The organism is Rhodoferax sp. OV413, assembly GCF_900104385.1.
Classification (GTDB): domain Bacteria; phylum Pseudomonadota; class Gammaproteobacteria; order Burkholderiales; family Burkholderiaceae_C; genus Rhodoferax_B.
In genome coordinates, this window is the sequence record NZ_FNJA01000001.1 from 1 (window position 1) to 17178 (window position 17178).

A 17178-nucleotide genomic window follows, 5' to 3' on the forward strand; every position below is an offset into this window, starting at 1 on the left:
GTCTGACTGGAGTTGCTGGTAATGGAGGACTTTTGTCATTTCTGCACCTTAGTTGAATAAGGTGTTGCACTTCAGATTTGAGTCCGCCCAGCGCTGGCAGCTATTTTTTCTTAAAAGTCGAAGCTGGCGCTGAGGTTGACGCTGCGGGGCGCCCCGGCCACCAGGTAGCCGTAGCCCGAGTAGCCGCCGACCGAAGCCCAGTAGCTCTTGTTGGCCAGGTTGTCGACCCGCAGGCGCAGGGTGACGAGCTTGCCTTGCACCTCGGTCAGGTAGCGGGCGCCGGCGTCCAGCCGGGTCCAGCCAGAGACCTTCAGCGTGTTGACCGCATCGGCGTAGCTGGCGCCGGTGTAGACCACGCGGCCATCGAGCGCCAGGCCGGGCACGCCGGGTACATCCCATTCGGCGCCCAGATTGGCCTGGCGCTTGGGCACGCCGATGACTTGCTTGCCGTCGGTCGTGGCCGAGCCGGTGGACTTTTGCTCGGCGCTCAGCAAGGTTAGGCCACCCAGCAGGCGCAGGCCGCGGGTGGCTTCGCCTTGCAGGGTCAGCTCCATGCCCTGGTGGCGGTCTTCTCCGCTGGCGCTGAAGACGTTGTTGCTGACGTTCAGAAAGTCGCGCGGCCGGGTCGTGTCAAACAGCGCCAGCGTGCCGCCAAAGCGGCCCGAGTCCCATTTCAGGCCGACTTCCTTTTGCTTGGAGATATAGGGCGACAGGGTTTCGCCCTTGTTCACGGCGGTGCTGGGCGCGGTGCTGCCCTGGGTCAGGCCTTCCACATAGTTGGCGTAGAGCGAGTACTGCTTGTTGAGTTTGTAGACCACGCCGGCCATGGGGCTGAGGCGGCTCTTGTTGTAGTTGCTCGACAGTGCGCCGGTGCCGTAGTCGTAGTTGTCGATGTCCAGTGTTTGGTGCCGTGCACCCAGGGTCAGCAGGGTGCTGCCGCCGAACAGCGACAAGGTGTCGCCCAGCGCCAGGCTGGTCATCTCGGTGCGCCCCGTCAATGCGGGCGAGGCCAGGGTATTGCCGGTGAAGGCAGGCGCGCTGATCGCCGGCAATGGGGTAGCCACCGGGTTGTACAGGTTGGTGCTTTGCTGGTTGCCAAAGTCCATGGCGTAGGCGTTCTTCTTCTCCAGCTTGAAGCTGGCGGCCGAGACCACCCATTCATGGCCGACCGAGCCGGTCTGGAACTTGCCGCGCAGGCCGGCCTCCGTAGTCAGCACGCTGTCTTTACGGGTGTTGTCGAAGCGGTAGGTGCTGCCGGCGCCGGTGCTGGCATCGCTCAGCACCAGGTTGGCCAGGGAATTGGCCTCGCTGCTGCGGCGTGCGCCCAGGGCGGCCCAGGCGGTCAGGTGGTCGTTGATGTCGAACTCGCCGCGCAGCGTGCCGAACAGGTCGCGCTCGTTGGAATACGCGCCGGGCTGGGCCCAGTTGGTGGCGTTGTCGGGCGCTGCCGGCACGCTGGCCAGGGCGCTGATGTCGACGTTGGTGCGGGTTTCTTTGAGCTTGTTTTCCTGCCAGCCTATGTCGCCCGACAGGCGCACATCGCGGCTGCGCCAGTCCAGCGCGGCCGACAACAGGCCCAGCTGGCTGTCCTCTTTGTCGACTGCGGTGCCTCCGTTGCGGGTGGCGGCGTTGACGCGGATGCCGGTGGCATTGTCCGGGCCGAAGCGGCGCGCGATGTCGGCCGACAAGGTGTTGGCGCCGCCGCTGCCGGTACCGACGGTGATGCGGTTCAGCGGCTCATTGGGCGCGCGCTTGGGCACCAGGTTGATCGAGCCGCCAATGCCGCCGCCGCCCGGGTTGGCGCCGTTCAGGAAGGTGGAGGCGCCGCGCAGCACTTCGACCCGCTCAAACAGCTCGGTGGCGATGTACTGGCGTGGCAGCAGGCTGTACATGCCGTTGTAGGCCACGTCGTCCGAGCTCAGCAGAAAGCCGCGGATGAAATAGGACTCCTGGAAGTTACCGAAACCCCGTGCCATGCGCACTGTGGGGTCGTTCTGCAGCACCTCGCCCACGCTCTTGGCCTGGCGGTCCTGGATCAGCTCATTGGTGTAGCTGGTGATGGAAAACGGCGTGTCCATGTTGTCTTTGGTGCCCAGGATGCCGGCCCGGCCGCCGCGCGCCACCTGGCCGCCGGCGTAGGGCTTGCTCAGGCCTTCGGCCGAGGCATCGGCGCTGGCATTGACCTGCACGGCGGACAGCGTGCCGGCACTGTCGCTGGTCGATTGCGCGTGGGCAGCGATGCTGGCCAGGGTGAGCAATACCGCGGATGCGACGGGCGCGGGTTGAAAGTTGCGGCGTTGTGCCATGGTGTTCCTTGCAGTTGAAGTTCGGCGGTTGCTATGGATAAAGTAGCTGCTCGCGCATATGGGATAAGCGCCAGAGGCCAATTTGGTACGGATGTGCCCCGCACCGTAGTCGCCGAAACAGGGGGAGGCCGGTAGGGCAAGCCCAGCACCGGCCCGGCGGCGCGTGGAGGCGGCGGGGCAAAGAGTTTGGCTGGCTGCACGCCCGGCAGGGCATCGGCTTGCAAGAGGAGGGAGTTTAGCTTCGTAATGCGATTTATTCGCATTTGACGGCGGGTTTGTACCCATGCTTTACCGCGCGCAAGCCCAAAAAACAACAGCCATCCGCGCTATGGTGGTTGACCGGTGGCTCAGCGGCCGTGGTTCTGCAGCGCTACAGGCAAGCCACCTGGCGGTGCATGGCCCGATGCCCGTCTTGCATGCCAGAGACTTGTATCGGCATTGGCCGGCCAGGGGCTTTGTGGTTACATTCGCCGGCTTGCACGCGGCACCCTTATTGCTTACGTTTTGCTACAAACTACGCTTATTTGATTTTTACCTCTTACTGCCTCTACCGGACAAAACACATGCCTTCTCCCTCTCGACTCAAGTCTTTGTCCATTTCCAGCCGCCTTGGCCTTGGCTTCGGCTGCATGCTGGTACTGGTGATTGCCGTGGCCGCTGTGGGCCAGATCTCCGCCGGCATGGTGAACGGGCAAATGCGCCAGATCACCGGCACCAACGCCACCAAGACGCGGCTGGTCAACAGCATGCTGGAAAGCGTCAGCACCCTGGGTATCCAGAGCCGCTCGGCCGCTATGCTGACCGAAATCGACACCAAGCGCTCGGCTGAACTGGTCAAGCAAGTGCAGCAGACCCTGGATCAGTACGACAAGCGCGAAGCCGCGTTGACCGAGCTGTTCAAGGCGGCAGACACCTCATCCGCCGAACAGAAGCTCCTGAAGGACATTGGCGACATCGGCCGCAAGACCCGGCCTGATCTGCTCGAAGCCATGAAGGCCTCGGCAGACGGCGACAGCGTGGCCGCCACCACCGGCTTGATGAGCCGGGTCGACCCCAGCGAAGCCACCTGGCGCGCCAAGCTGGCCGAGCTGATCGAGCTGCAGAACACCTTGAACAACGACACCACGGCCTCGGCCGAGCTGACCCAAAGCCGTGCCCGGTTGACCGGCGGCCTGCTGGTCTTGCTGTCGCTGGCCCTGGGCGGCCTGATCGCCTGGCGCATCACCGGCAGCATCACCCAGCCGATTGGCCGTGCGGTGGTGGTGGCCGAGCGGATTGCCCGCGGCGACCTGACCTCGCAGGTTGAGGTGCGCATCCATGACGAAACCGGTCGCCTGCTGGAAGCCATTGCCGCCATGCAGGACCGGCTGCGCGCCATGGTCGGCGACATCGGCCAGACGGCAGAGTCGATCCAGGTGGCCAGCGCCGAGGTGGCCTCGGGCAATCTGGACCTGAGCCAGCGCACCGAGCAAGCGGCCAGCAACCTGCAGGGCGCGGCCACGGCTTTGTCGGACCTGACCGGCACGGTCAGCCACAGCGCGGGCTCGGCCCGCCAGGCGAACCAGCTGGCAGCCAGCGCATCCGAAGTCGCCACCCGCGGCGGCGAGGTGGTGCTGCAGGTGGTCAAGACCATGGACGAGATCAGCACCAGCTCGAAGAAGATCGCCGACATCATCAGCGTGATCGACGGCATCGCCTTCCAGACGAATATCCTGGCGCTGAATGCGGCGGTTGAAGCCGCCCGTGCCGGCGAACAAGGCCGTGGCTTTGCGGTGGTGGCCAGCGAAGTGCGTAGCCTGGCCGTGCGCGCAGCCACGGCGGCCCGCGAGATCAAGGCCTTGATCGGCACCAGCGTGGAGCGGGTGCAGGTGGGCAACGACCTGGCCAGCCATGCGGGCCAGACCATCCAGGAACTGGTGCAGTCGGTCAAGCGGGTGTCGGACATCATGGCCGAGATCACCTCGGCCACCGAAGAGCAAAGCCAGCGCATCGGCTCGGTCAGCCATTCGATGGAGCAACTGGAAAACGTCACCCAGCAGAATGCCGCCTTGGTGGAAGAGGGCGCGGCCGCCGCCGACAGCCTGCAGGATCAGGCCGGCAAGCTGACCCAGATGGTGCATGCCTTCCGCCTCAGTCGCGAAACCACCGATGGCCGCACCTGGCAAGAAAATGCCCAACCGGTGGCCGCACCACCGATTCCAACCAAGCCCGCTGCGGCGCTGGCCCGGGCCTCCGTACCGGCGCTGCCCCGCCGCTGAGTCCACCCAAGCACACCGGCGCCAGTGGCGAAAAGGCCGGTGTACTGGCTTACACTCGACCGGATGCGGTGTATTTTTGCAAGCCTGCACGTGTGAAGCACGGATGCACCTGCCCCCAAAGCCTCTTCTTTTTTAACGCGCACGGTGCAGCAAGCCGTGCCGCGCCATTTCTTTTTTGACAGGCGACCCGCCATGCATAACGGCAAAGACTCCAGCCTCACCTCCAACCCCGAAGTCCTGGTGCGCAAGCGCCGCAAGGGCATCTACATCCTGCCGAATCTGTTTACGCTGGCGGCCTTGTTTGGTGGCTTCTATGCCATCGTGATGGCGGTGAACGGCCGCTTCGACCAGGCCGCGGTCGGCGTGTTCTGTGCCATGGTGCTCGACAGCCTGGACGGCCGCGTGGCCCGCATGACCAATACCCAGAGCGCGTTTGGCGAGCAGATGGATTCGCTGTCCGACATGGTGTCGTTTGGCGCTGCACCGGCGCTGATCGCCTACATCTGGTCGCTGAAAGACCTGGGCCGCTGGGGCTGGATCGCAGCCTTTGTCTACTGCGCCTGCGCGGCTTTGCGGTTGGCCCGTTTCAATGTGAATACCGGGGTGGTCGACAAGCGCTACTTCCAGGGCTTGCCATCGCCTGCAGCCGCCGCCTTGATGGCCGGTTTTATCTGGCTGATGAACGACCAGGAGGTCGCGGGTGCGCATGTGGCCTGGCTGATGTTCGCGCTGGCGCTGTACTCTGGCCTGAGCATGGTGACCAATGCGCCGTTCTACAGCTTCAAGGACGTGCAGATGAAGAAGAGCGTGCCGTTTGCGGTGATCGTGATGATCGCGCTGGGCATTGCCATCATCAACATCCATCCGCCCATCGTGCTGTTCGGCGCATTTGTGATCTACGGCTTCAGCGGCTACGGCGTGTACGCCTGGCGCAAGTTCAAGGGCGTGCAGACCAGCGTCATCAGCACCTCGAAGGACGAACCCGATGAGCGCGGCCTGCACAAATAGGGCTCACCCCCAGGCTGCAGTGCTGCGCACTTTTCGCCAACCCCCTTGCAGGGGGCAACACCAGCAGCCTGGCAAAGCCAGCTCTGCGGTGTTTCTGGAATGCTTGCGTTTAGCCTGAAGCTAAGTAGTTAAAACGCAGTTAGAATTCGTAGCTATGAACAAGATTTCGCTAGCCCTACTACTGATCCCCTCCGGGCGGAGACGGTAGCGCACGCGCAATTCCAGTCACAACGGCCCGTATGCACCAGCAACGGGCCGTTTTTCATTGGGTTGCTGGTTTTAGAAACTTGAGAGAAGTCACCATGTTGAAGCAACCTGCCAGCAAATACCCAGCCTTCCCGCCCATCGCTTTGCGTGACCGCACCTGGCCCAACGCCCAGTTGACCCAGGCCCCGGTCTGGCTCAGCACCGACCTGCGCGACGGCAACCAGGCACTGATCGAGCCGATGGACATGGCGCGCAAGCTGCGCATGTTTGGGCATTTGCTGCAGATTGGTTTCAAGGAAATCGAGGTCGGTTTCCCGGCCGCTTCGCAGATCGAATTTGACTTCGTGCGCCGCCTTATTGACGACAACATGGTGCCCGACGACGTGACCATCCAGGTCATGACACCCGCCAAGGAACCCTTGATCCGCCGCACCATGGAAGCCCTGGTCGGCGCCAAGCGCGCCATCGTCCACATGTACAACGCCACCTCGCCCTTGATGCGCCGCGTGGTGCTGGGCATGGACGAAGACCAGATCGTCGAATTGGCCACCAGCCACGCCCGGCAGATCCAGGACTTGGCGCGCCAACAGCCGGTCACGCAGTGGACCTTCCAGTATTCGCCCGAGCATTTTTCCGGTACCGAGTTGGCATTTTCCAAGCGCGTGATCGACGCGGTCACCGATGTTTGGCAGCCGACTCCGGCTCAGCCCTGCATCATCAACTTGCCGACCACCGTCGAGCATTCCACGCCCAACGTGTTTGCCGACATGATCGAGTGGATGGACCGCAACTTGGCGCGGCGCGACAGCATCGTGCTGTCGGTGCACCCCCACAACGACCGCGGCACCGGCGTGGCAGCGGCCGAATTGGCCATGATGGCGGGAGCCCAGCGGGTGGAAGGCTGCTTGTTCGGCAACGGCGAGCGCACTGGCAATGTGGATATTGTGAATATCGCGTTGAACCTCTACACCCAGGGTGTTCCCCCCCAGTTGGACTTCTCGCAGATCGACGATATCCGCCGCATGGTCGAGCACTGCAACCAACTGCCGGTGCACCCGCGCCACCCCTATGTGGGCGAGCTGGTCTACACGTCTTTTTCCGGCACCCACCAGGACGCGATCAAGAAGGCTTTTGCCCTGCACACCGAAGACGCGGTCTGGGCGATACCCTACTTGCCTATCGACCCGAAAGACTTGGGCCGCAGCTACGAGGCGGTGATCCGCGTCAACAGCCAGTCGGGCAAGGGCGGCATGGCGTATTTGCTGGAAACCGAGTACGGCCTGGAGTTGCCGCGCCGCTTGCAGATCGAGTTCAGCCAGATCGTGCAGGCCGTGATGGACGGCGCCAACAAGGAACTCACGGCGCAGGATTTGTGGGAGCTGTTCCAGCGCGAATACGGTACCGCCAGCATCGCCACACCCATTGTTCCAGCAGCGGGGCAGGGCGTGGGGCCTATCGATGCCTTTGTGAACCACCTGAATGCCACCGGCGCCACCCAGGTCCGGGTGCTGGACTACCACGAACACGCCTTGGGCGCCGGCGCCAATGCCCAGGCCGTGGCCTATCTGGAACTGCGGATCGACGAGCAGCACACCGTGTTTGGCGTGGGCATGGACTCGAATATCGTGTCGGCTTCGCTGAAGGCGATTCTCTCGGGCTTGCAGCGCGCCCAAAGCCATGCGATTAAGCGCGAAAATACAGGGCTTGCCGAAGAACCGGCATCCGTCTAAAACTAGAACCCACAGGAGCTCTCCATGGCCGACAAACTCATCATTTTTGACACCACCTTGCGTGACGGCGAGCAGTCACCCGGCGCGTCCATGACGCGCGACGAAAAGCTGCGCATTGCGCGCCAGCTGGAACGCCTCAAGGTGGATGTGATCGAAGCTGGCTTCCCCGCCAGCTCCATCGGTGACTTCGAGGCCGTGCAGGCGATTGCCCGGGCCATCAAGGACTCGACCGTCTGCGGCCTGTCGCGCGCCAACGACCGCGATATTTCGCGCGCCGCCGAAGCCTTGAAGGACGCGGCCAGCGCGCGCATCCACACCTTCATCGCGACTTCGCCGCTGCACATGGAGAAAAAGCTGCGCATGACGCCCGACCAGGTGTTCGAGCAGGCCAAGCAGGCGGTGCGCTTTGCGCGCAACCTGGTCGCCGATGTGGAGTTCAGCCCCGAAGACGGCTACCGCAGCGACATGGACTTTTTGTGCCGCGTACTGGAGGCCGTGATCACCGAGGGCGCGACCACCATCAATGTGCCCGATACCGTGGGCTATGCGATCCCTGAGCTGTACGGCAACTTCATCAAAACCCTGCGCGAGCGCATTCCGAACAGCGACAAGGCCATCTGGTCGGTGCACTGCCATAACGACCTGGGCATGGCGGTGGCGAATTCGCTGGCCGGCGTCAAGTTGGGCGGCGCACGCCAGGTGGAGTGCACCATCAACGGCCTGGGCGAGCGCGCCGGCAATTGCTCGCTGGAAGAAATCGTCATGGCGGTGAAGACCCGGCGCGACTATTTTGGCCTGGAGCTGGGCATCGATGCCAAGCACATCCTGGCCACCAGCCGCATGGTCAGCCAGACCACCGGTTTCGTGGTGCAGCCCAACAAGGCGGTGGTCGGCGCGAACGCGTTTGCCCATGCCTCTGGCATCCACCAGGACGGCGTGCTCAAGGCGCGTGACACCTATGAAATCATGCGTGCCGAAGACGTGGGCTGGAGCCACAACAAGATCGTGCTGGGCAAGCTGAGCGGCCGCAATGCCTTCAAGCAGCGCCTGCAGGACCTGGGTGTGACCATGGACAGCGAGGCCGACATCAACGCCGCCTTTGCCCGTTTCAAGGAACTGGCCGACCGCAAGAGCGAAATCTTTGACGAAGACATCCTGGCTCTGGTCAGCGACGAGAGCATCGACCACGCGAGCGAGCAATACACCTTTGTCTCGCTGTCGCAGCACAGCGAAACCGGGGAGCGCCCGCAGGCGACGGTGGTGTTCACCGCCAACGGCAAGGAAGTCAAGGGCGAGTCCGACGGCAACGGCCCGGTGGATGCATCCCTGAAGGCCATCGAAACCCATGTGCAAAGCGGTGCAGAGATGGTGCTGTACTCGGTCAACGCCATCAGCGGCTCGACCGAAAGCCAGGGCGAAGTGACGGTGCGGCTACAGAACAGCGGCCGGGTGGTGAACGGCACGGGCTCGGACCCTGACATCGTGGTCGCTTCGGCCAAGGCCTACCTGAGCGCGCTGAACAAGCTGCAGAGCAAGGCCGATCGCGTCGCAGCACAGGGCTGATCGGGCTGATGCAGCGCTTCGACCGGATCGACGCCCTGCGTGGGCTGGCCGTCGTGTGGATGACGGCCTTCCACTTCGGCTTTGATCTGGTCCATGCGGGGCTGTGGCAGCAGAACTTCTACGCCGATCCGTTCTGGACCGGGCAGCGCACCGCCATCGTCAGCCTGTTCCTGTTCTGCGCAGGCCTGGGCCAGGCAGTGGCGGCGCAGCAGGCCGTTAGCTGGCCGCGTTTCTGGCGGCGCTGGGGCCAGGTGGCGGGCTGTGCGCTGCTGGTGTCGGCCGGTTCTGCCTTCATGTTTCCCAACAGCTGGATCTACTTTGGCGTGCTGCATGGCATCGCCGTGATGCTGGTGGTGGCGCGGCTGACGGCTGGCTGGGGCGTCTGGCTGTGGCCGCTGGGTGCACTGGCGATTGCTTCTAAATTCATAGCTGCTTACGCAATCAATATCAGCGCTACAGCCGTATTTTTTAACCAAAAGACGGTGAACTGGCTGGGCTGGATCACCCAGAAGCCCATCACCGAAGACTATGTGCCCATCTTCCCCTGGCTGGGCGTGCTGTGGTGGGGCATGGCGGCCGGCTTCTGGCTGCTGCGCCACCGGCCGGCCTGGCTGCAAGGCGCTGCGCCGCGGCCGTTGGCCTGGCTGGGCCGCTGGAGCCTGCCGTACTACATGCTGCACCAGCCGCTGCTGATCGCCGCCATCACCGGATTCACCTGGTTCAAGACGTAAAAAAGCGGCCTAGGCCGCTTTTTTGTGGGCAAGCGCTAAGGCTTATTCCACCTTCGCTGCAGCGCGCAGTTCTTGCTGGAATGCGGCGAGCTTTTGCTGTTGCAATTGCTGACCAATTTGTGGCTTCACTTCTTCGAACTTGGGCAACTGGGCTTGGCGCTCGTCGTCCAGGCGGATGATGTGGTAGCCGAACTGGCTCTTCACCGGGGTGTCGGTGGTCTGGCCCTTTTTCAGCAGGATCAGGGCTTCGGTGAATTCCTTCACGTAGCTGCTGGGGTTGGCCCAGTCCAGATCGCCGCCCTTGGCGCCGGAGCCTGGGTCCTTGCTGGACTTCTTGGCGATGGCAGCAAAGTTGCCGCCTTTCTTCAGCTGGGCAATGATGGCCTTGGCTTCGGATTCTTTTTCCACCAAGATGTGGCTGGCCTTGTATTCCTTGCCGCCGTTGGCCGCGACAAACTTGTCGTACTCGGCTTGCATGTCGGCGTCGGTCACGGGGTGGGTCTTTTGGTAGTCGGCGAACAGTTCGCGGATCAGCAGGGTCTGGCGGGCCAGATCCAGCTGGGTCTTGTAGCTGTCGGTGGCGTCCAGGCCGCGCTTTTGGGCTTCCTGCATGAAGACTTCACGCGCGATGACTTCTTCCTTGATCTGGCCTTCGAGTTCTGGCGTGATCTGGCGGCCCGACTGCGCGACCTGTTGGGCCAGCGTATCCACGCGGGATTTCGGGACTGCCTTGCCGTTCACGATGGCGACGTTCTGGGCGCTGGCCGACAAGGCCATGCCGCTCAGCAAAGCAGCGGCGACCATGGTGGATAACAGTGTTTTCTTCATACGTTTCCTAGGAGGGGGTTGGGAGTCGCCGATTCAGGATCGACTCTGATGGACAAGGTAAAAGGATGGCTTAACGTGAAACAACTTTCATGACCCGGGGAGCTCTGCCCCCCAAGTACATGAAAGTTAAAGCGCTTCAATCGCAATGGCGTGGACGCCCTGGTCGATGAAATCCTGCAGAGCATCATACACAAGGCGGTGACGCGCTACGCGGGACTGGCCCGTAAACAAAGGTGAAGCAATCCGCACCCGGAAATGGGTGCCGAAACCGCTGCCGTTGGCGCCCGCATGGCCGGCGTGGGCCGCGCTTTCGTCCAGCACTTCGAGCTGGGTTGGGGCCAGTTTTTCGCGCAGGCGCTGCTCTAGCTGGGCGGCGCTGTGGCTGATCACATCGTTCATACGGTTTTATCCGATTCGGCCACTTCGGTGGCGGGCGTATCCGAGCCCAGGTAGCGCGAGATATACCAGCCCTGGCCGCCCATGAAGACCAGCGGGAACACATAGCCCCAGATCTTGAAGTTGATCCACTGGTCGGTGGTGTAGTAGGCCGCCACATAGCCGTTGACCGCCGCCATGAAAAAGCAGTACAGCATCCAGGCGACGTTCAGGCGCATCCACACCGCATCGGGCAGCTCCAGCTGGCTGCCCAGCATCAGCTTCAGGTAGTTCTTCTTCATTGGCCACATGGCGATGCCCATGGCCAGCGCCATGGCGATGTACAGCACGGTGGGCTTCCATTTGATGAAGGTTTCGTCCTGCAGGATCAGCGTCAGCGCGCCAAAACCCAGCACCATGCCCAAGGTAATCTTGTGCATGGTGGTCAGGCGCTTGTCGATGGCGTAGGTGACGGCCATTTGCACCACGGTGGCGCCCATCAGCACGCCGGTGGCGATGTAGATGGTGGTGAGTTTGTAGGCGCCGACGAACAGCAGAATGGGTAGGAAATCGAGCAGGGTTTTCATGAAAAAGGCTTGGCAACAGACCCGGTAGCTTAACTGGCCTTGAAATCGAGCGATGCCGAGTTCATGCAGTAGCGCAGGCCGGTGGGCGAGGGGCCGTCTTCGAACACATGGCCCAGGTGGGCGCCGCATTCGGAGCAGACGGTTTCGACCCGGCGCATGCCGTGGCTGGTGTCGGTGATTTCTTCGATCGCGCCGGGTTCGGCCTCTTGCGAGAAGCTGGGCCAGCCGCAGCCGGCGTCGAACTTGGTGCTGGAGTCGAACAGCTTTGCGCCGCAGCAGATGCAGCGGTACTCGCCCTGCACCCAGTGCTGGTCGTATTTGCCGGTGTGCGGGCGCTCGGTGGCCGCATGGCGGGTGACCTGGAAGGCCGCGGGCTCAGCGCCTTTTTCGGCCAATACGGCTTTCCATTCGGCGTCGGTTTTTTCAATTTTGTGGGTCATGATGAACAGCTGATAGCGATGGAAGAAGCCCAGTCGGGCGGGAAGTCGGCGTAGGTGTCATACCCCGGATGTTCGTCAAATGGGGTCTCCAGCAGCGCCAACAAGGTGTGGACTCCGGAAAAGTCCTTTTGGTTCGCCAGGCGGATGGCTTGTTCGCCCAAATGGTTGCGCAACACCAACTTCGGGTTGGTTTTAAGCATTAAATTGCCCGCCAGCGCAGTATCTATCTGCGCAAGCCGCTCTTGATACTGTAGCAACCAGGCGTCCAACGCGTCACGGTCCACCAGCATGTCGCGCACCGCGTCAGGCGTGGTACCCGGGGTTTTGGCCACCCAGTGGCTGAGGCGGCGCCAGAAGATGCTGAAGTCCACATGCTCCTGGGCCAGCAGCTGCAGAATGCCCTCGGCCAGCGCTTGGTCGCCCGGCTGCGCGTCCGGCAGGCCCAGCTTGGCGCGCAGGCGGCGGGCCATGGCTTCGGGGTAGATGGTTTTATAGCTTTCCAGCGCGGCCAGGGCGTGGTCGCGCTCGCCTATCAGCGGCAGCAGCGCCTGGCCCAGGCAGAACAAATTCCAGTGGCCGATGTTGGGCTGCTGGTCGTAGGCATAGCGGCCCTGGTCGTCGCTGTGGTTGCAGATGTGGTCGGGGTTGTAGCCGTCGAGAAACTGGAACGGCCCGTAGTCCAGGGTCAGGCCCAGGATGCTCATATTGTCGGTATTCATCACGCCGTGGCAGAAGCCCACCGCCTGCCACTGGGCGATCAGCTCGGCGGTGCGCGCGGTCACCGCCTGCAGCAGGGCCGCATACGGGTTGCCGCCAAAGGCCTGGCTGTGCCGACACTCGGGGTAGTACTGATCGATCACAAAGTCGGCCAGTTGGCGCAGCGGCTCCAGCTGGTTGCGCGCGGCAAAGTGTTCGAAATGGCCAAAGCGGATGAAGCTGGGCGCCACCCGGGTCACCACCGAGGCGGTTTCCATGGTTTCGCGGCGCACCGGCGCATCCGAGCCGGTGATGCACAGCGCCCGCGACGTAGCAATGCCCAGGCCGTGCATGGCCTCGCTGCACAAAAACTCGCGGATGCTGGAGCGCAGCACGGCCCGGCCGTCGCCCATGCGCGAATACGGCGTGCGGCCCGCGCCCTTGAATTGCAGCTCCAGCCCCTGGCCGTTGGCGGCCAGCACCTCGCCCAGCAGGATGGCCCGGCCGTCGCCCAGCTGCCCGGCCCATTGGCCGAACTGGTGGCCGCTGTAGACGCTGGCCAGGGTCTGGCTGCCGCGGATGGGGGTGTTGCCGGTGAAGGCCTGTGCGCCGGCGTCGGAGCTAAGCCAACTGGGGTCCAAGCCCAGCTCGCGCGCCATCGCGGCACTGTGGCCTACCCAGTAGGGAGCGGGCAGGGGAGTCGGCTGCAGGTTCGTATAAAAATTGCTGCCCAGGCCGGCAAAGCGGTTGCGCCAGGTCAGGCCCAGATCGAGGTCTAGTGGAGTCTCAACGGCAATATTCATCGCTAGATTGTCCCGCAGATGCCACGGGACGCGCTGGCGACACCCTGCGGGTCAACACTGGGACCAGGGAGACTGGCGTTGGGCAATACTGGAATCCATACCAAAGAGGAGTAGACCGATGCTGGGCCTGATGCAAAACCAACCCCTGCTGATCTCGACGCTGATCGCATTTGCCGACCGCCACCATGGCGATGCCGAAATCGTTTCGCGCCGGGTCGAGGGCGACATCCACCGCACGACCTACCGCCAGGTGGCTGCCCGCGCCCGACAGGTTGCGAATGCGCTCGACGGCCTGGGCCTGGGCTTCAGCGACCGCGTGGCCACCCTGGCCTGGAACGGCTACCGGCACCTGGAGCTGTACTTCGGCGTCAGCGGCTCGGGCCGGGTGCTGCACACCATCAACCCGCGTCTGCACCCCGATCAGATCGCCTGGATCACCCAGCACGCCGAAGACCGGGTGCTGTGCTTCGACGCCACCTTCTTGCCGCTGGTCCAGGCGGTGCACGCGCGTTGCCCTACGGTGCAGCACTGGGTGATGCTCTGCGATGCCGACAAGCTGCCGGCCGACACCGGCATCCCCGGCCTGCTGAGTTACGAGGCTTGGATAACCGCGGCCTCCAGCAGCTACGACTGGCCGGTGTTCGACGAAAACACTGCCTCCAGCATGTGCTACACCAGCGGCACCACCGGCGACCCCAAGGCTGCGCTGTACAGCCACCGCTCCACCACCTTGCATGCCTACGCCGCCGCCTTGCCCGATGCCATGGACATCAGCGCGCGCGATGCGGTGCTGCCGGTCGTGCCCATGTTCCACGTCAACGCCTGGGGCATTCCGTACAGCGCGGCGCTGACCGGCTGCAAGCTGGTGTTCCCCGGCCCGGCGATGGACGGCAAATCCATCTACGAGCTGATCGAGGCCGAAAAGGTGACCTTCGCCGCCGGCGTACCCACCGTCTGGCAGATGCTGCTCGGCCATATGCAGCCGGCCGGCCTGCGCTTCAGCAGCCTGCAGCGCACGGTGATTGGCGGCTCGGCCTGCCCGCCGGCCATGGTCAACGCGTTCCAGAACACCTATGGCGTGGAAGTGCTGCACGCCTGGGGCATGACCGAAATTTCACCCCTGGGAACCCTCTGCAGCTTGAAGAACAAGCACCTGCTGCTATCTAAAGAGGAGCAAATGGCGATCCGCCTGAAGCAGGGGCGTGCGGTTTACGGCGTGGACATGCAGATCGTCGACGGCGACGGCCAGCCGCTGCCGCACGACGGCGTGGCCGCCGGCGACCTGCTGGTCAAGGGCCCGTGGATCGTGGCCGACTATTACAAAAGCCAGGTGCCCAGCCCGCTGGTGGACGGCTGGTTCCCCACCGGCGACGTGGCCACCATCGACGCCGATGGCTACCTGCAGATCACCGACCGCAGCAAGGACGTGATCAAGTCGGGCGGCGAATGGATCAGCTCGATCGCGGTGGAAAACATCGCCGTCGCCCACCCGGCCGTCGCCATGGCGGCCTGCATCGGCATCAAGCACCCCAAGTGGGACGAGCGGCCCATCGTGGTGGTAGTGAAGAAGCCCGGCGCCGAGCTCACGGCCGCTGAGCTGCTGCAGTTCTACGAGGGCAAAACCGCCAAGTGGCAGATCCCCGACGATGTGGTGTTCGTCGACGCGATCCCGCTGGGCGCTACCGGCAAGATGCAGAAGATGCGCTTGCGCGAGCAGCTGAAGGACTACCGCCTGCCCGGCAGCTCTTAAATTAAGTGCCAAATAGGCCGCTGGCGCAGTATCTAACTGCGCCAGCAGCTATGGATATAGGAGCGTATTCCGAATAACTCAGGGCGTGGCCGGCACGACTTCCACCTGGTTGTATTCGCGCAAGATGCCACCGCCAGCCACGCTGCCCGAGCTGTTGCCCTGGCCCATCATGCGGGCACGACAGGCGGTTTGGTCGTCGGGCGGCAGCTTTTCGCAGCGGGCCATGGCGTTGGCCAGCAATGTGTCGGCCGACAGGCTGCGGCGGCTTTTGTCGGTACGGGCATTGCGGGCTTCTTCCAGACAGGTCGCCAGGCTCTGCGGCGTGTGGCCGCTGCGGCAGGCGCGCACTTCGTCCTGGTAGTTGCCGGATGCGTCGATGCTGACTTGGGCCGTGGCGGCCGTGACCGCAAACAGTGCGATAGCGGCAAAGTACATATAACTACGGCGTGCTGATGTATGGGTGGAGATGTCTGCAGGGTGCGGCATGGTGTGCGCCTCCAAAGCTTTTAGGGTGGACCCAGTATGGTTTCCGCCTTGCGCGCGCGCTGCCAGACAGTGCGACGTGCTGCGGGGCGCCATTTTCTGAAGGCCTTGTAGGCCTATTCCTGCGTACGGTGGCGCACAGACGCCGGCCGTCGCCGGCCGCTAGGCTGCAGATGCACTATTTGAAAAGGAATGCATGTGTTCTGCGCTAGCTCAAATGCACACGCATGTCCTGCTGTGAAACTCAAATAATGGCAAATCTCAACCCCACGCCCGTGTCCCTGACGACCGCAGCGGCCGCCATCGCGCAACCGACTCCGCAAAGCCTGGTTTTGTCGGGCGCCTGGACTGCGGCCGGCCTGCAGGCCAACATGTTGCAGCAGCTGGATGCCGTGCAACTCTCCGCAGCGACCGCGCTCCGGGTCGATGCTGCGCAGGTGGCGGCACTGGATTCCGCCGGGGCCTGGGTGCTGCAAAAGCTGCTGCTGCGCTTGCGCAGCCAGGGCAGCGCGGTGGATCTGCAGGGCTTGGGCGCGCCGTTTTCCCGCTTGCTGGACTTTGTTGCGCAGCAAGTGGCCAACCAGGCCCGCAAGCCATTGCCCCCGCCGCTGCCCCAGCCCGGGGTGCTGGAAAGTGTTGGCCGCAGCACGGTAGAGGCCGCTGAGCAAGCCCTGGCACTGCTGGGCTTCATGGGTGAAACCGCGGTGGCCCTGGCCCGCTGCGTTGTGCAGCCCAGGCGGTTTCGCTGGCGCTCGGTTTTGGTCAACATCCGTATCGCGGGGTTTGACGCTCTGCCCATCGTCGGGTTGCTGGCTTTTTTGCTGGGCATTGTGGTGGCCTACCAGAGTGCCGACCAGTTGCGGCAGTACGGCGCCAACATCTTTATCGTGGACATCGTGGGCCTGTCGATGCTGCGCGAGTTTGCGCCCTTGATCGCTGCCATCATCGTGGCCGGCCGATCCGGCTCGGCCTATGCCGCGCAGATCGGCACCATGGTGGTGACCGAAGAGGTGGATGCCTTGCGCACCCTGGGCATAGCGCCGGTGGAGCTGCTGGTGCTGCCCAAGCTGATCGCCTTGGCGGTTGCGCTGCCGCCGTTGACGATGTTTGCCGATGTGCTCAGCGTGCTGGGCGGCATGGTGATGGCGCGCGCGCAGCTGGATGTGGGTTTTGCCGAGTTTCTGGACCGCTTTGTCAAAGCCGTCAGCGCCACCTCGTACATGGTGGGTGTGGGCAAAGCCCCGGTGTTTGCCGCCATCATCGCGGTGGTTGGCTGCTTTCAGGGGTTTCGCACCCGCGGTGGCGCCGAGAGCGTGGGCCGCCAGACCACACGCAGCGTGGTGCAGTCCATCTTTCTGGTGATCGTGGCCGATGCTTTGTTCTCCATCATCTTCAGCGTGCTGGACCTCTGAT

At 63.4% G+C, this 17178-nt stretch carries 14 protein-coding genes; 7 read left to right on the forward strand and 7 right to left on the reverse strand.

Features of this window, described 5'->3' with window-relative positions:
* Positions 1-110 precede the first annotated feature (110 nt).
* Positions 111-2306 carry a TonB-dependent receptor gene (locus tag BLT66_RS00005; RefSeq protein ID WP_092754075.1) on the reverse strand — a complete coding sequence of 732 codons (2196 nt, stop codon included), beginning with the start codon at positions 2304-2306 and terminating at the stop codon, positions 111-113.
* A gap of 563 nt (positions 2307-2869) precedes the next feature.
* Here BLT66_RS00005 and BLT66_RS00010 point away from each other — a divergent pair.
* From BLT66_RS00010 to BLT66_RS00030, 5 genes are all read left to right on the forward strand, one after another.
* Positions 2870-4564: a methyl-accepting chemotaxis protein gene (locus BLT66_RS00010; protein WP_092754079.1), complete on the forward strand. Its 1695-nt coding sequence runs from the start codon at positions 2870-2872 to the stop codon at positions 4562-4564.
* Between the two features lie 192 nt (positions 4565-4756).
* Positions 4757-5572, forward strand: coding sequence for a CDP-diacylglycerol--serine O-phosphatidyltransferase (gene pssA / locus BLT66_RS00015; protein WP_092754082.1), 816 nt, complete (start codon positions 4757-4759; stop codon positions 5570-5572).
* A gap of 302 nt (positions 5573-5874) precedes the next feature.
* Entirely contained in the window at positions 5875-7509 is a 1635-nt protein-coding gene (locus tag BLT66_RS00020) for a 2-isopropylmalate synthase (protein WP_092754085.1), read from the forward strand.
* Positions 7510-7533: 24 nt separating this feature from the next.
* Entirely contained in the window at positions 7534-9072 is a 1539-nt protein-coding gene (locus tag BLT66_RS00025; protein ID WP_092754088.1) for a 2-isopropylmalate synthase, read from the forward strand.
* A gap of 8 nt (positions 9073-9080) precedes the next feature.
* Positions 9081-9803: a heparan-alpha-glucosaminide N-acetyltransferase gene (locus BLT66_RS00030; protein ID WP_092754091.1), complete on the forward strand. Its 723-nt coding sequence runs from the start codon at positions 9081-9083 to the stop codon at positions 9801-9803.
* Positions 9804-9845: 42 nt separating this feature from the next.
* Here BLT66_RS00030 and BLT66_RS00035 read toward each other — a convergent pair whose 3' ends face one another.
* From BLT66_RS00035 to BLT66_RS00055, 5 genes are all read right to left on the reverse strand, one after another.
* On the reverse strand, positions 9846-10631 hold the full coding sequence (locus tag BLT66_RS00035; protein WP_092754095.1) for a peptidylprolyl isomerase: 786 nt from the start codon (positions 10629-10631) through the stop codon (positions 9846-9848).
* Positions 10632-10757: 126 nt separating this feature from the next.
* Positions 10758-11030 (reverse strand): BolA family protein, encoded by a 273-nt coding sequence (locus BLT66_RS00040; protein ID WP_092754098.1) that lies wholly within the window; start codon positions 11028-11030, stop codon positions 10758-10760.
* Positions 11027-11593: a septation protein A gene (locus BLT66_RS00045; protein WP_092754101.1), complete on the reverse strand. Its 567-nt coding sequence runs from the start codon at positions 11591-11593 to the stop codon at positions 11027-11029. Before BLT66_RS00045 ends, BLT66_RS00040 begins: the two co-directional genes overlap by 4 nt.
* A 29-nt stretch (positions 11594-11622) precedes the next feature.
* A complete protein-coding gene (gene msrB / locus BLT66_RS00050; RefSeq protein WP_092754105.1) occupies positions 11623-12033 on the reverse strand; it encodes a peptide-methionine (R)-S-oxide reductase MsrB in 411 nt (136 codons plus the stop codon).
* Positions 12030-13532: a protein adenylyltransferase SelO gene (locus tag BLT66_RS00055; protein ID WP_092754108.1), complete on the reverse strand. Its 1503-nt coding sequence runs from the start codon at positions 13530-13532 to the stop codon at positions 12030-12032. Before BLT66_RS00055 ends, msrB begins: the two co-directional genes overlap by 4 nt.
* Before the next feature lie 118 nt (positions 13533-13650).
* Between BLT66_RS00055 and BLT66_RS00060 the strand changes: the two genes are divergently transcribed.
* Positions 13651-15282 carry a 3-(methylthio)propionyl-CoA ligase gene (locus BLT66_RS00060; protein ID WP_092754111.1) on the forward strand — a complete coding sequence of 544 codons (1632 nt, stop codon included), beginning with the start codon at positions 13651-13653 and terminating at the stop codon, positions 15280-15282.
* A 78-nt stretch (positions 15283-15360) separates the two neighbouring features.
* Here the strand turns inward: BLT66_RS00060 and BLT66_RS00065 are convergent, their stop codons facing one another.
* Entirely contained in the window at positions 15361-15768 is a 408-nt protein-coding gene (locus BLT66_RS00065) for a hypothetical protein (protein WP_143029118.1), read from the reverse strand.
* A gap of 248 nt (positions 15769-16016) precedes the next feature.
* On the opposite strand from BLT66_RS00065, the gene BLT66_RS00070 reads away from it, so the two are divergent.
* A complete protein-coding gene (locus BLT66_RS00070; RefSeq protein ID WP_092754117.1) occupies positions 16017-17177 on the forward strand; it encodes an ABC transporter permease in 1161 nt (386 codons plus the stop codon).
* The last annotated feature ends 1 nt before the right edge of the window (position 17178 follow it).

What these genes read in the sequence shown, in the direction of transcription:
- BLT66_RS00005 (WP_092754075.1), bottom strand. Translation starts at nt 2,306, where the DNA reads ATGGCACAACGCCGCAACTTTCAACCCGCGCCCGTCGCATCCGCGGTA.
- BLT66_RS00010 (WP_092754079.1), top strand. Translation starts at nt 2,870, where the DNA reads ATGCCTTCTCCCTCTCGACTCAAGTCTTTGTCCATTTCCAGCCGCCTT.
- pssA (WP_092754082.1), top strand. Translation starts at nt 4,757, where the DNA reads ATGCATAACGGCAAAGACTCCAGCCTCACCTCCAACCCCGAAGTCCTG.
- BLT66_RS00020 (WP_092754085.1), top strand. Translation starts at nt 5,875, where the DNA reads ATGTTGAAGCAACCTGCCAGCAAATACCCAGCCTTCCCGCCCATCGCT.
- BLT66_RS00025 (WP_092754088.1), top strand. Translation starts at nt 7,534, where the DNA reads ATGGCCGACAAACTCATCATTTTTGACACCACCTTGCGTGACGGCGAG.
- BLT66_RS00030 (WP_092754091.1), top strand. Translation starts at nt 9,081, where the DNA reads ATGCAGCGCTTCGACCGGATCGACGCCCTGCGTGGGCTGGCCGTCGTG.
- BLT66_RS00035 (WP_092754095.1), bottom strand. Translation starts at nt 10,631, where the DNA reads ATGAAGAAAACACTGTTATCCACCATGGTCGCCGCTGCTTTGCTGAGC.
- BLT66_RS00040 (WP_092754098.1), bottom strand. Translation starts at nt 11,030, where the DNA reads ATGAACGATGTGATCAGCCACAGCGCCGCCCAGCTAGAGCAGCGCCTG.
- BLT66_RS00045 (WP_092754101.1), bottom strand. Translation starts at nt 11,593, where the DNA reads ATGAAAACCCTGCTCGATTTCCTACCCATTCTGCTGTTCGTCGGCGCC.
- msrB (WP_092754105.1), bottom strand. Translation starts at nt 12,033, where the DNA reads ATGACCCACAAAATTGAAAAAACCGACGCCGAATGGAAAGCCGTATTG.
- BLT66_RS00055 (WP_092754108.1), bottom strand. Translation starts at nt 13,532, where the DNA reads ATGAATATTGCCGTTGAGACTCCACTAGACCTCGATCTGGGCCTGACC.
- BLT66_RS00060 (WP_092754111.1), top strand. Translation starts at nt 13,651, where the DNA reads ATGCTGGGCCTGATGCAAAACCAACCCCTGCTGATCTCGACGCTGATC.
- BLT66_RS00065 (WP_143029118.1), bottom strand. Translation starts at nt 15,768, where the DNA reads ATGCCGCACCCTGCAGACATCTCCACCCATACATCAGCACGCCGTAGT.
- BLT66_RS00070 (WP_092754117.1), top strand. Translation starts at nt 16,017, where the DNA reads ATGGCAAATCTCAACCCCACGCCCGTGTCCCTGACGACCGCAGCGGCC.